Source organism: Massilia scottii (assembly GCF_030846495.1).
GTDB lineage: Bacteria > Pseudomonadota > Gammaproteobacteria > Burkholderiales > Burkholderiaceae_D > Telluria_A > Telluria_A violaceinigra.
On the sequence record NZ_JAVCWM010000023.1, the window covers coordinates 14,152 to 26,597 of the forward strand.

The window sequence follows — 12,446 nt, forward strand, 5'->3', positions numbered from 1 at the left end:
ATCCCCGCGAAGGGGTGATGGAACCAGTTAGACGCGGTCTTACCGGATAGGTTCCCCCGCCGGGCCAGAAATATGGCTGCGCCGGCGCATTTTTCGCACCACGCCCTGCGCATCGAGCAGCACGACGATCTCGTCGAAGCCGGCGCCGGGCACCGCCAGCTGGTACAGCCAGGCTTCGTACCCGCTGTCGAAGCGCACCTTGTGCGTGGGCCCCAGGCTGGCCAGCAGGCTGGCGCGGGTCGACTCGCCCGGGCGGATGGCAGCGGCCACCTGCGCCGCGCTCACCTGCGTGCCCGGCGGCGGTGCCGGCATGCTGGCGCAGGCGCCCAGCAGGGCCGCCAGCAATGCCAGGCACGGGCGGGCCGGGTTCATGGCGCGCCCCGCGGCGCATCGTCCATGTAGTCGAATTCGACGATGCTGTCATCGGGCCAGGCGGGGTCGAAAATCGGCGCGTAGTAGCTGCGCTCGAGCAGCACCTGGCAGTCGCAAAAGCGCAAGTCGGACGCAGCCAGCCGGCCGCCGGCGTACAGCATGCGGAAGGGCAGCACCTCGCTACGCGCGCCGTGGCGCACGGTCACGGCGAACACGGCACGATCGGTGAAGAACAGGTAGTTGCCGTCGGCGCTGTTGCACACCTGGTCGGCGCTGCTCAGTGCGTCCGACAGCCAGCCGAAGATGGGCGAGCTGTTCGACACCAGGCCCGCTTCGATGCCGGCCCGGCATTCGAGCCGCAGGTCGCCCAGCCGGCGCGTGCCGGGCGCCAGGCCGGGGCTGTGGATGGCGGCGCGCCAGGTCAGGCTGTCGCCGCGCCGGTTGGCCACCACGGCGGCGTCTTCGCGCACGGCCTGTTCGTTATGCGGCAGCACGAAGCTGTGGTCCGCATCGAGCGCCAGCGGCACGCTGACGCGCTCGCCCGCGATGCGCAGCGCCACTCCGGCCATGTCGGTGCCGGGCAGGCGCGGCAGCAGGCGGAAACGCAGGCTGGCGGCGGGCGCGAGCGCACGGTCGCGCTCGAAACGGGCTACCCCGGCCAGCATCTTGCGGTAGGACTTGTCGACCGGATCGCGCACGTAGGGAACGATCACGGTCTGGATGGGCGCGGCCACGGGCGCCGGGGCCGCGCGCGCGGGCAGGCATGCCATGGCAAGGATGGCAACAACAATGCGGGACAATGATGGCAGGGACATCAGTCCGGCCGGCGGCGCCGGTGTGGCGCCGTCCGGCTTGGGGCTAGGCCGGGGGCTTACCAGCGGCGCAGGCGGCCGGTATCGAGGTGGACGAATTGCGAATCCGGGTAGTAGCCGACGCCGCCGCCGCGCGCGTTGAGCGCCGCCTTGTGCACATGCGACAGGCTCTTGCCCGGCATGCGGATGTCGATGGCCTTGCCTTCGAGGTGCATGCTGTGGCGCGCCACGCCATCGCTGGCCGCGGCCAGTTTCAGGTTGGTTTCGGGCGAGCGGTAACCGGAAATGACGTGCAGGACCGGATCGCTGCCGAGCTGGGTGCTGACCCTGTTGAGCAGCACCAGCAGTTGCGGGTCGATTTCGGCCACGGTGTTGCTGCGGTGGTCGCGCAACAGCTTGTTGATGTCGGTGAGCGACTCGGGCAGGAACTGGCCCTCGGCCCAGAACACGCTGCGCAGGCTTTCGCCCGTGTGGGTGTTATACAGGCGCAAGGTGCGTTCGCCTGATGCAGCCTTGGCGCTACGGGCCATGGCGGGAAGACTCAGTGCCGATGCCAGTACAACCGAACTCTTCAGAAAGGAGCGGCGTGGGTTCATGATCGATCCTTACGCTTATACACGAATGACCATCATACACACCCTCGGCGCCGCGCGCACGCAATTACGCGCGCAAACGGAAAAAGAGTCAAGCGGAGCTAACACAAACAATGTTGGCAAATGTGGTGAAATTGTCACGGACCAATTTGATACCTTTTCATAGAGGAAACGAAACAAGCTTTGGTGAAACCATCAAAAATATGAATTATTTACGTTGAGAATATTGCTACAACAATTATTTCCTTTGCTATAGTCTTTTGCACTTTTAAGAAAAGTAGCAAGCAGGCACCTCGACCTGTACGCCCATTGATCGAAATAATTCAAACATAAGGCATGAGATGAATCGCACAGTCACCCCGCTGGGTACCCCACGGCGCGCCACCCGCGCACTCCAAACGATCGCTGCAGCAGCCGCACTGATGTGCGCACTGCCGGCCATGGCCGGTCCTATCACCTTCGAATCGGTCCAGCCCAACGCTCTCGTCAACGGCGAATCTGTCAGCGAGGGCGGCTACAACATGCTGGTTCTCGGCAGCCCGATTGCCGATGAGCTGAGCCTGACCGGTCCGTTCGCCGCGATCGCCAACAGCAACGATCCGGATACCTGTTTCTCGATCGGCTGCCCGGCGGGCGCCAGCGGAAATTTCCTTGCGGTTATCAATGATGGCGGCGTGAAATTCACGCGTTCCGGCCACCAGTTCCAGGTCGGCGGCCTGAGCCTGGCATTCCTGCCACCGGTCAGCGTTCCTGACGGCAACTATGGCTTGCTGCAATTCTCCGGCATCCGTGCCGACGGCACCGTGGTGTCGAGCACCTCGGAATTCCCTGGCCAGAACGCCGGCGGCAGCTTCACCTTCGGCTCGGCCCTGATCGACCAGAAATTCCGCAATGAAGTGCTGACCAGCCTGACCGTCAACGCCTGCCTGTTCGACGGCAATGGCGGCTGCTTCAACTCGCTGGCCAATCCGGCCAACGGCCAGGCCCAGTTCGCGCTGGACGACATCAGCTTCAACGCCGTGCCGGAACCGGGATCGTTCCTGCTGGTGGGCCTGGGTATCGGCGCCATCACCCTGACGCGCCGCCGCAAGGCTGGCAGCACCACCCCATCGACCCCGGTTACCCTCTAAGCACGCAAGGAATTCCACTATGACACTCCGCCCCGTTTCCCTTGCCGTCATGCTGATGCTGGCTGGCCTCGCCACCACCACCTCCGCTGACGAAGTACGCCGTTCCTACATCGTGCAACTGGTCGACAAGCCGGTCGCCACCTACACCGGCCAGGTCGCCGGCTTCGCCGCCACCAAGCCGGCCGAAGGCCAGCGCCTGGACGTCGACGCGACCGATGTGCAGAACTACATCACCTACCTCGAAACCAAGAAATCGAAAGTCCTCAGCGGCGTCAACGCGGCCCAGGTCACCCACAAGTTCAACGTTGTCTTCAACGGCTTTTCGGCCCTGCTGACCGACGCCGAAGTGCGCGCGCTGAAAAAAGATGCGGGCGTGGCCAACATCACGGCCGACTCCATCATGCAGATGGACACCAACTACACCCCGACCTTCCTCGGCCTGGATAAAACCGGCGGCCTGTGGGAACAGGTTGGCGGCAAGGTGGCCGCGGGCGAGAACATCGTCATCGGCATCGTCGACAGCGGCGTGTGGCCGGAAAATGCCTCGTTCGCCGACAAGGTCGACGCCAACGGCGTGCCGAGCCACTCGGGCACCACCCTGGCCTACGGCGCGCCGCCGTCGACCTGGAAAGGCAGCTGCGACACCGGCGAAGGCTTCGCCCTGACCAATTGCAACAACAAGCTGATCGGCGCGCGCTACTTCAAGTCGCCTACCCAGGCCCTGCACTGGACCGAATTTAACTCCCCGCGCGACTCGGTCGCCGGCGCCGAAGGCCATGGCGGCCACGGTACCCACACCTCGACCACCGCCGGCGGCAATGCCAACACCCCGATCGTCAACGGCGGCCTGACCCTCGGTCTTGCCAGCGGCATCGCGCCGCGCGCCCGCATCGCCTCGTACAAGGTGTGCTGGACCGACGCCACCTCCGGCAAGAACGGCTGCGCCACCGCCAACAGCGTGGCCGCGATCGAGCAAGCCGTCAAGGACGGCGTGAACGTGATCAACTTCTCGATCGGCCCGAACGCCGGCGGCGGCGCTTTCAACGAAGCGACCGAAGTGGCCTTCCTCGGCGCAGCCAGCGCTGGCGTGTTCGTGGCAGCCTCGGGCGGCAATTCCGGCCCTGGCGTGGCCACGCCCGCCCCGGTATCGCACATCAGCCCATGGCTGACCACGGTCGGCAACTCTTCCCACAACCGCCTGTTCGTCGGTACCGCCACGCTGGGTGACGGCACCAAGCTGACCGGTTCGTCGAGCAATGCCTCGACCGGCACGGCGCCGCTGATCCTGGCGCGCGACGCCGGCCTGGCCGGTGTCGATCCGGCCCTGCCGAAACTGCTGCAATGCTTCGGCGCGGCCGATGGCGAGCAGCCCCTGATCGATCCGGCCAAGGTGGCCGGCAAGATCCTGGTCTGCGACCGCGGCGCCAACGTGCTGGTCAACAAGAGCCAGAATGCCAAGGATGCCGGCGCTGTCGGCGCGATCATCGCCAACGTCGTCGTGACCAACAACGCCATCCTCAACCAGTCGCATTCGCTGTCGACCGTGCACCTGCCGGTCGCTGAAGGCACCACGCTGAAAAGCTACATCGTCGCCAACCCGACCAGTGCCGTCGCTTCGCTGGGCGACCTGAAAGGCGTGATCAATCCGAACGTGGCGGCACCGGTGATGAGCGGCAGTTCCTCGCGCGGACCGAACGTGGCCAACGCCAATATCCTGAAACCGGACGTCACCGCACCGGGCAGCGACGTGCTGGCCGGCGTCACCGCCGACCTGACCCGCGCGCAGCGCGATGCGATTGCCGCCGGCAACCCGTCGACCATGTCCGACTGGGCCTTCTACTCGGGTACCTCGATGGCCAGCCCGCACGTGGCCGGCCTGGCCGCGCTGCTCAAGCAGCTGCACCCGACCTGGTCGCCAGCGGCGATCAAATCGGCGCTGATGACCAGCGCCGGCAGCACCCAGCCGGACGGCGTGACCGCGGGCGTGAAGTGGGATACCACCGCCAAAGCCACCGGCACCTTGCCATGGGGCCAGGGCGCCGGCCACGTGACGCCGAACGGCGCCGCCAATCCGGGCCTGGTGTACGACGCCAGCGAGATCGACTACGCACGCTTCCTGTGCGGCCTCAATGCCGGCGTGTACAGCGCCGCGACATGCCAGGCGATCGGCACCATCCAGCCGTACAACCTGAACCTGGCGTCGCTGACCGCCAGTAACGTGCTGGGCAGCCTGACCCTGAGCCGTACCGTGACCAACGTCGGCACCACCGCCGCGACCTACAACGCCACGGCTAACCTGCCTGGCTACAAGGTCGAGGTGCAACCGCCGACGCTGACCATCGGCGCCGGCCAGAAAGCCAGCTTCAAGGTCAAGGTCACCCGCATCGATGCCCCGGTCGACACCTGGACCTACGGCAGCCTGGTCTGGTCCGACGGCGTGACCAACGTGCGCAGCCCGCTGACGGTGCGCGGTTCGGCCCTGGCGGCAGCAGCTTCCGTGTCGAGCGAATTTGCCACCGGCAGCAAGCTGATCACCATCGGCACCGGCTTCACCGGCGCCATGACGGCGGTCAAATCGGGCCTGCTGCCTGCGGTCGTGGAAACGCGTACCATCGGCGAATCGGGCACCGACGGCGACATCTACCAGGCAGCCTGCCTGGCCGGCGGCGGTCCTGGCGTGAACGTGCACACGGTCAACGTGCCAGCATCGACCATGGCCGCGCGCTTCTCCCTGTTCAACGACGACACCAGCGGCGGCGCGGCATCCGACCTGGACCTGATCGTGGTTGGCCCGAACGGCGCCATCAGCTCGAGCGGCAACGGCGGCTCGAACGAGCGCGTGCAACTGGTTTCGCCGGCAGCGGGCGCCTACAAGGTGTGCGTGATCGGCTACGAGCCAGCCGGCGGCGAAGCCGAGTACAAGCTGTCGTCGTGGGTCCTGCCGGCAGGCGCCACCAACGGCAACTTCAAGGCACTGGTACCGGCGTATTCGTATGTCGGCGGCACCGGCACGGTCAGCATGAGCTGGTCGGGCCTGGCGGCCAACCAGCGTCACCTGGGCGCACTGCGTTATGTAGTGGCAGGCGCTACCCAGGGCATGACGATGGTTGAAGTCAATACCGACGATCCGCTGCCACAGTTCGACGCACCGCGTCGCGCCGCGGCACCGGCGAAGTAAGCTTGGCAAGAGCAGGCGCGCCGCACGGCGCGCCTGTGAAAAAAGGCTGCGGCATTCTTGCCCGCAGCCTTTTTTTATGGAGCGCCGCCGCTTGCAGCGGCGCTATTCGTCAGCGTGCGTCGACCCCGCCCAGGCTGCGCTGTTGCAGCACGCAGCGTCCGGCGCTGCAGGTCGCGCCCGGGTCCTGTTCGACCGAGCAGGTCGACATCATGCCGCTCTTTTCGTTCACTTTCTTTTCGGCGGCCGCCTGTTCGGCCGCCAGGCGCGCCAGTAGCTCACCGTTGCTGCGCTTGGTCGACCATGGCAGGAAGCCGGCCGGTCCGCCGCAGGCCTTGCTGCCGACCGGCAGGGTACGGCACTGGCTGGCGTTGTCGCAGGCGGCGTCGCCGATCTCGGCCGTGATGCGCGCGCCGAGCGAACTGGCCGCATCGCCGGCAGCGGCCGGCGCCGGCGTGGCAGGTGCCGCAGGTGCGGCCGGCGTCGCCGGCGTTGCCGCCGCGGACGTGTTGGAAGGTTCGCTGCAGGCGGTGCCTGCGGCGATCAGCGCGGCTGCGAAGCACAGGCGCAGGAAGGAGGAGGGGATATGTTTTTTCATGCCCCATCATCCCGGATCGATGCGCCCTTGGCAAGCGTGGCACGATTCGCCGCTGCCTGGCGTCAGTTGCGTCCCGCCATCACGCCGCCATCCACATCCCACACCGCGCCGGTGACCCAGGCCGCTTGGTTCGACAGCAGGAAGGCCACCGTGTGGGCGATATCCTGCGCCGTGCCGATGCGTCCGATCGGGTGGAAGCCGTTAAAGCCCTGCAGCGCGGCCGCCACCTGGTCCTTGGGAATGAAGCCTTCGTACACCGGCGTATCGACCACGGCCGGCGAGACGGCATTGACGCGGATTTGATGCGGCGCCAGTTCCATCGCCAGGTGCTGGGTCAGCGCGTGGATGCCGGCCTTGGCCATCGAATAGGCCGACGACGGCGTGGCGGCGACCGCCTGGCGCGCCCACATCGAGCCGATGTTGACGATCGCGCCCGGCGCCCCGCGCGCCACCATGGACGCCACCACCGACTGGGTCAGGAAGAAAATGCCGCGGTTGATCGCCTGGTACTGGTCGTAGTCGGACGCGCTGTGCTCTAGGAATGGCTTGGGAAAAAAGATGCCGGCGGCGTTCAGGATCAGGTTGATGTGCGGGTGGTCGGCCGCCAGTTGCTGGCGCAGGCGCGCCAGGTCGGCCTCGTTGCCGATGTCGCCGGCCAGGGTGTGCACGCGGCCGGGGGCGTCGAGCTCGTCGGCGGCGCGCGCGTTCTTGGCGGCGTCGCGCCCGAGCAGCACCACCGCGCCGCCGCCGCGCACCACCAGACGGGCCGAGGCCAGGCCCATGCCGCTGTTGCCGCCGATGGCGAGAAGAGTTTGTCCTGCAAATGCGGTGTTCATGAGATACCTTTCTATACCAACTAGTTGGTAGGTTGATGTTGCCAAAAAAATGCCGGCCAATGCCGGCAACGGTGATGCCGGATCAGACCAGCATGTTCGATACGTAGGTGGTGCCGGCCAGGGCCGGGCTGTGGTCGCTGCCGAAGCCGCGCCCGACCATCATCGCCCCTTCCAGCGCGCTGAGCAGCCCGTAGGCTTGCGCCTCGGCACTGCCGCGCACGCGCAGCAAGCCGGCGCGTTCGCCCTCGAGGATGGTCTTGCCCAGCCAGTCCAGGTTCATCTGGAAAAAATCGCGCACTTCAAGCGCCACCTCGGGCGACATGGCCGCCGCTTCCGCGCCCAGGATGCCGCACACGCACAGGCGCCGGTCCTGCTGGTAGGTGGCCGCGAACAGCTCGCCGTAGCGGGCCAGCCGCGCGGGCGCGTCCTCGCCGGTCTGGTCGATGGCGCGCAGCAGGGTGGCGAAACGGTCGCCATAGCGCTGCACGATGGTGTGCACCAGATCGGCCTTGGTGCGGAAATGGTGATGAATGCTGGGCTTCTTGATGTCGATTTCGCGCGCGATGTCATCGTACGAAAAGCCGTTATAGCCGTACTGCTGGATCAGCCGCTGGGCCGCGTCGACCACCCGCTCGGCCGACGCCGACAATTCAGAAAATCGTTTTACCATCTTGCCTCCGCTTGCCTACCAACTAGTAGGTTTGCATCATGCCGAAGGTCGGGCGCGGCGTCAAGCGCTTTTGGCGGGGGCGACCGGCTGCAGCACCGGCAGGGCGGCCAGATGGGTCGCCAGGAAATCGATGCAGGCGCGCAAACGCGGCGCCATGTGGCGCGCGCTCGGCACCAGCAGCTGCACCGGCAGCGGCGCCGGTTCGCTCTCGGGCAGCAGGCGCACCAGGGTGCCGGCGGCGAGCTGTTCGGCCACCTGGTACGACAATGGACGGCCGATGCCGCGCCCGGCCTGCACCGCCAGCAGCATGGTATCGATTTCGTTGACGATCAGGCGCGGCGCCAGGCGCACCGCGAATTCGCGTCCATCGTCGCGCCCGGCCTCCAGGAAACGCCATTCGGTGGCCGTGCGCTGCTCGGAAAAGATGATGTCGTGCGCGTCGAGTTCGCGCGGGCTGGACGGGGTGCCGCGCCGCGCCAGGTAGGCCGGGCTGGCCACCAGCATGCGCCGCACCTGGCCCACCTGGCGCGCCATCATGCCGGTGTCGGGCAGCGGGCCGATGCGCACCGCCAGGTCGAGACCGTGTTCGATCATGTCCAGGTTGCGGTCGTTGAACACCAGTTCGACCTGCAAAGCCGGATGCAGGTCGAGAAAATCGATCATCGCAGGGGCCACGTGGCGCCGCCCGAACACGGCCGGCACGGTGATGCGCAGGCGCCCGCGCAGGGGGCCGTCGCCGTCCTCGCGCACGGCGTCGTCGTAGTCGGCCAGCACGCGGCGCGCCATCTCGGCCAGGCGCAGGCCCGCTTCGGTGGCGGCCAGGCGGCGCGTGGTGCGCTCCACCAGGCGCGCGCCGACCCGCTCTTCCAGCGCGGCCAGCGCGCGCGTGACGGCCGGAGCCGAGCGGCGCAGGCGCCGTGCCGCGCCGCTCAGGCTGCCCGCGTCGAGGATCGCCACGAAAATTTGCAATTCATCGAACCGGTCCATGCATTCTTCCACCAATTGAAATAATCATTTTCAATTTATCACTATTCTCGTTAAAGCGTGCAAGGGATAGCATGTGTTTCCTGTTCCTTTCCGGATCACTTTTTGAATCGAGACGCCATGCAAACCACTTCCCTGATCCTCCACGGCCTGACGGTGTCCGGCCATGTGCACCGTGTCGAGCTGCTGCTGCGCATGCTCGGGCTGCCGTTCACGTTCGTGCCGGCGCCGGCCGAGGTGCGCGACAGCGCCGCCTTCCGCGCGCTCAATCCGCTCGGACAGATCCCGGTGCTGCAAGATGGCGAGCTGGTCATCAACGACAGCAATGCGATCCTGGTCTACCTGGCCAGGCGCTACGCGCCCGGCAGCGACTGGCTGCCCGAGGACCCGGTTGGGGCCGCCAGCGTTCAGCGCTGGCTGTCGATCGCGGCCGGCGAGCTGGCCTTCGGTCCGGCCAAGGCGCGCGCCAACGCGCTGTGGAACGTTCCGGCCGACCTGGTCCAGACCAGCGCCGTGGCGCAGCGCCTGCTGGCCTTCATGGACCAGCATGTGACAGCGCACAGCTTCCTGGCGGCCGGGCATGCCACCGTGGCCGACCTGGCCTGCTACAGCTACGTGGCGCATGCGCCGGAAGGCGGCATCGCGCTGGCGCCGTATCCCGCGCTGCGCGCCTGGCTGGCGCGGATCGAAGCCCTGCCGGGGTTTGTGGCCCTGCCCGCCTCGCCGCTGCCGGCCGCCGCATGAACACGCCGTTCCACGAAGGCGAGCTCAGGGCGCAGGCGCTCGCTGGCGTGAGCAGTTCCGGCAACGGCATCCGCGCCTTCATGCCGGACCAGCACCGTGATTTTTTCGCGGCGCTGCCGTTCGTGCTGATGGGAACCCTCGACGCCGATGGCCGTCCGCGCGCCCGCGTGCTAAGTGGCAAGCCCGGCTTCATCGACAGTCCCGATCCGGCCACCCTGCGCCTTGCCGTGGGCGGGGGCGGCATGCAGGCTGGGCGGGCGGTCGGGCTGCTGGGGCTCGACTTCGCCACGCGCCGGCGCAACCGCGTCAATGGCGTGGTGCGCAGGGTGGACGGGGGCGCGTTGCTGATCGATGTGCGCGAGAGTTTCGGCAACTGCCCGCAGCACATCGTGCTGCGCGACGTGCAAGCGGTAGCGGCTGTGCCGGCGGTGGTGCGCGAGTTCGACGGGTTGGACGAGCGCGCCATGATCGCGCGCGCCGAGACCTTCTTCATTGCCACCAGCGGCGGCGCACACGGCGTCGATATCTCGCACCGTGGCGGGCCGATGGGTTTCGTGCGGATCGAAGGCGACACCTTGATCGTGCCCGATTTCGGCGGCAACCGGTTCTTCAATACCCTGGGCAATTTGCTGCTCGACCCGCGCGCGGCGCTGCTGTTCATCGATGACGCCAGCGGCGCCGTGCTTGAACTCGAAGGCCGGGTGGAGATTGTGTGGGAAGACGGTCCCGCCGCGCCGGGGCAGGGCGGCGGACGGCACTGGCGCTTCACGGCCGAGCGCGGCCGCATCACGCACGGCGCCCTCGCGCTGCGCTGGACCCGGCGGCAATAATTTCCTAACCGGGGCCGGAGCGCAGCGCCGACAGCAGGGACTGAGCGTGCCCTAGCCCGCGGCGAGCGCGCGCAGGGCGATGCCTGTCATGTACGAGCCGTAGGTCCCCAGCGCATAGCCCAGCACGGCGAGCAGCACGCCGACCGGCGCCAGGGCAGGGTGGAAGGCGCTGGCAACCACCGGGGCCGATGCCGCGGCCCCGATGTTGGCCTGCGACCCGACCGCCATCATGAACAGTGGCGCCTTGATCAGCTTGGCCATCAGGATCATCAAGCCACCGTGGAAGAAGATCCAGATGAAGCCCAGCAGGAACAGCCAGGGGCGCTCGAGCAGGGCGGCCAGGTCCATCTGCATGCCGATCGTGGCGATCAGCACATACAGCATCACCGAGCCGATCCGCGAGGCGCCCGCGCCTTCATAGGTGCGGGCCTTGGTGAAGCTGAGCAGCAGGCCGATGGTCGTGGCGATCACGACGATCCAGAAAAAGCCGGAGGTCAGGCTGTAGTCCTGCAGGCGCCATTCGGCAGGCAGGGTGGCGATCCAGCCGACCAGCAGTTGCGACAGGAAATGCGACAGCCCGGTGGCGCCGAAGCCGATGGCAAGAATCACCATGATGTCGGCCATGGTCGGGATGCGGATGTGCTGCGCCTGGTATTGCTCGATGCTGTCTCGCAAGCGGTTGAGCGCCGTCAGGTCGGCGCCGGTCCAGCGGTCGAACACGGCGGCGCGGCTGGCCAGAAACAGCAGGATCGCGGTCCACAGGTTACCCACCAGCACATCGACGGCGACGAACTGGCCGAACATGGTCGCGTCCACATTGAACACCTCGCGCATGGCGGCCTGGTTGGCGCCGCCGCCGATCCAGGAACCGGCCACGGTGGTCATGCCGCGCCAGGTGTCGCCGGCCACGGTGTCAGGGTGGATCAGGCGCATCGCCTCGAACGACACGAGGGCGCCGAGCATGACGCCGACCGTCCCCGTCAGGAACATGATGACCGCTTTCGGCCCCAGCCGGACGATGGCCTTGAAATCGATCGCCACGCACAGCAGCACAAGGGAGCTGGGCAGCAGGTAGTCGCGCGCCATCGGGTACAGCTTCGACGCTGTGCCATCGATCACGCCGAGGGTGTTCAGCAGCGACGGTATCAGGTAGCACAGCAGCAGGGCCGGCACGTAACTGTAGAATTTCTTCCAGAAGCCATCCTGACGCGAAGCAGTCCACATCACGGTGCCGAGAATGACGGCGAGCATGCCGAGGATGACGGCATCGTTGGTGATCATGGGAACAGGGGCAGGGGGCATGCGGGCTCCAGGGTATTGACATAAGGACCGATGCAGGCGTGCATTGGCGGCTCGGAAATCGAGAACCAGCGAGTATCGCCGGGCTCGCCGCCAGCGTCAACCGTGCGAAGACCGGGCTGGTGCAGGGAGCCTGGCGCCGCGGCAGCAAGAAACTGTTCGCGGTCTCTTGACTGTCCGATCCCGACCAGTTGCTGGCGCTGATGCGCAAGAAGGGCGCCGGCCAGACCTGCCATGCCTTCGCTTGCCCGGAGTTCGCTGGGCAGGAAACCGGCTTGCGTGCAGCGCTGGCCGAGGTGGCCGGGCGCATGCGCGAAGTGGTCCTGTATTCACGCGAGGCGCAAGCCGCGTTCGTGGAAGAGCACGACGGGCATCAGTTCATCCTCTCGGTGAAGTGAGGCCC

14 protein-coding genes are annotated in these 12,446 nt (G+C 66.9%); 6 read left to right on the plus strand and 8 right to left on the minus strand.

Annotation, left to right across the window (positions count from 1 at the left end; all coding sequences use genetic code 11):
- Nucleotides 1-39 precede the first annotated feature (39 nt).
- The 3 genes from RBA41_RS25175 to mepK form a co-directional block, all read right to left on the minus strand.
- Nucleotides 40-372: a hypothetical protein gene (locus RBA41_RS25175; protein ID WP_306626975.1), complete on the minus strand. Its 333-nt coding sequence runs from the start codon at nucleotides 370-372 to the stop codon at nucleotides 40-42.
- Nucleotides 369-1,142, minus strand: coding sequence for a hypothetical protein (locus tag RBA41_RS25180; protein WP_306626976.1), 774 nt, complete (start codon nucleotides 1,140-1,142; stop codon nucleotides 369-371). The genes RBA41_RS25175 and RBA41_RS25180 overlap by 4 nt, the downstream gene beginning before the upstream one ends.
- Nucleotides 1,143-1,243: 101 nt before the next feature.
- Complete coding sequence (gene mepK, locus RBA41_RS25185) at nucleotides 1,244-1,780, minus strand: peptidoglycan L,D-endopeptidase MepK (protein WP_306626977.1); 537 nt, start codon at nucleotides 1,778-1,780, stop codon at nucleotides 1,244-1,246.
- Between mepK and RBA41_RS25190 the strand changes: the two genes are divergently transcribed.
- The 3 genes from RBA41_RS25190 to RBA41_RS25200 all read left to right on the plus strand — a co-directional run bounded on the left by RBA41_RS25190 (nucleotide 1,779) and on the right by RBA41_RS25200 (nucleotide 6,085).
- On the plus strand, nucleotides 1,779-1,943 hold the full coding sequence (locus tag RBA41_RS25190; protein ID WP_306626978.1) for a hypothetical protein: 165 nt from the start codon (nucleotides 1,779-1,781) through the stop codon (nucleotides 1,941-1,943). The two genes, mepK and RBA41_RS25190, sit on opposite strands and share 2 nt — an antisense overlap.
- 175 nt (nucleotides 1,944-2,118) lie before the next feature.
- On the plus strand, nucleotides 2,119-2,907 hold the full coding sequence (locus RBA41_RS25195; protein ID WP_306626979.1) for an NF038120 family PEP-CTERM protein: 789 nt from the start codon (nucleotides 2,119-2,121) through the stop codon (nucleotides 2,905-2,907).
- A gap of 19 nt (nucleotides 2,908-2,926) precedes the next feature.
- Nucleotides 2,927-6,085: a S8 family peptidase gene (locus RBA41_RS25200; protein ID WP_306626980.1), complete on the plus strand. Its 3,159-nt coding sequence runs from the start codon at nucleotides 2,927-2,929 to the stop codon at nucleotides 6,083-6,085.
- A gap of 109 nt (nucleotides 6,086-6,194) precedes the next feature.
- On the opposite strand, the gene RBA41_RS25205 is transcribed toward RBA41_RS25200, so the two are convergent.
- The 4 genes from RBA41_RS25205 to RBA41_RS25220 all read right to left on the minus strand — a co-directional run bounded on the left by RBA41_RS25205 (nucleotide 6,195) and on the right by RBA41_RS25220 (nucleotide 9,173).
- The gene (locus RBA41_RS25205; RefSeq protein ID WP_306626981.1) at nucleotides 6,195-6,680 is read right to left on the minus strand and encodes a hypothetical protein; all 486 of its coding nucleotides are present in this window, start codon (nucleotides 6,678-6,680) and stop codon (nucleotides 6,195-6,197) included.
- A gap of 62 nt (nucleotides 6,681-6,742) precedes the next feature.
- Complete coding sequence (locus tag RBA41_RS25210) at nucleotides 6,743-7,516, minus strand: SDR family NAD(P)-dependent oxidoreductase (protein ID WP_306626982.1); 774 nt, start codon at nucleotides 7,514-7,516, stop codon at nucleotides 6,743-6,745.
- An 82-nt stretch (nucleotides 7,517-7,598) separates the two neighbouring features.
- The gene (locus tag RBA41_RS25215) at nucleotides 7,599-8,186 is read right to left on the minus strand and encodes a TetR/AcrR family transcriptional regulator (RefSeq protein ID WP_306626983.1); all 588 of its coding nucleotides are present in this window, start codon (nucleotides 8,184-8,186) and stop codon (nucleotides 7,599-7,601) included.
- A gap of 60 nt (nucleotides 8,187-8,246) precedes the next feature.
- Nucleotides 8,247-9,173, minus strand: a complete 927-nt coding sequence (locus RBA41_RS25220; protein WP_306626984.1) for a LysR family transcriptional regulator — start codon at nucleotides 9,171-9,173, stop codon at nucleotides 8,247-8,249.
- Nucleotides 9,174-9,290: 117 nt separating this feature from the next.
- Here RBA41_RS25220 and RBA41_RS25225 point away from each other — a divergent pair, with 117 nt between their 5' ends.
- Both RBA41_RS25225 and RBA41_RS25230 read left to right on the plus strand, forming a co-directional pair.
- Entirely contained in the window at nucleotides 9,291-9,914 is a 624-nt protein-coding gene (locus RBA41_RS25225) for a glutathione S-transferase family protein (protein ID WP_306626985.1), read from the plus strand.
- Nucleotides 9,911-10,744 (plus strand): pyridoxamine 5'-phosphate oxidase family protein, encoded by an 834-nt coding sequence (locus tag RBA41_RS25230; RefSeq protein WP_306626986.1) that lies wholly within the window; start codon nucleotides 9,911-9,913, stop codon nucleotides 10,742-10,744. Before RBA41_RS25225 ends, RBA41_RS25230 begins: the two co-directional genes overlap by 4 nt.
- 51 nt (nucleotides 10,745-10,795) lie before the next feature.
- Here the strand turns inward: RBA41_RS25230 and RBA41_RS25235 are convergent, their stop codons facing one another.
- A complete protein-coding gene (locus tag RBA41_RS25235) occupies nucleotides 10,796-12,046 on the minus strand; it encodes a DUF819 family protein (RefSeq protein WP_306626987.1) in 1,251 nt (416 codons plus the stop codon).
- 200 nt (nucleotides 12,047-12,246) lie between these two features.
- On the opposite strand from RBA41_RS25235, the gene RBA41_RS25240 reads away from it, so the two are divergent.
- A complete protein-coding gene (locus RBA41_RS25240; RefSeq protein WP_306626988.1) occupies nucleotides 12,247-12,441 on the plus strand; it encodes a hypothetical protein in 195 nt (64 codons plus the stop codon).
- Nucleotides 12,442-12,446 lie beyond the last annotated feature (5 nt).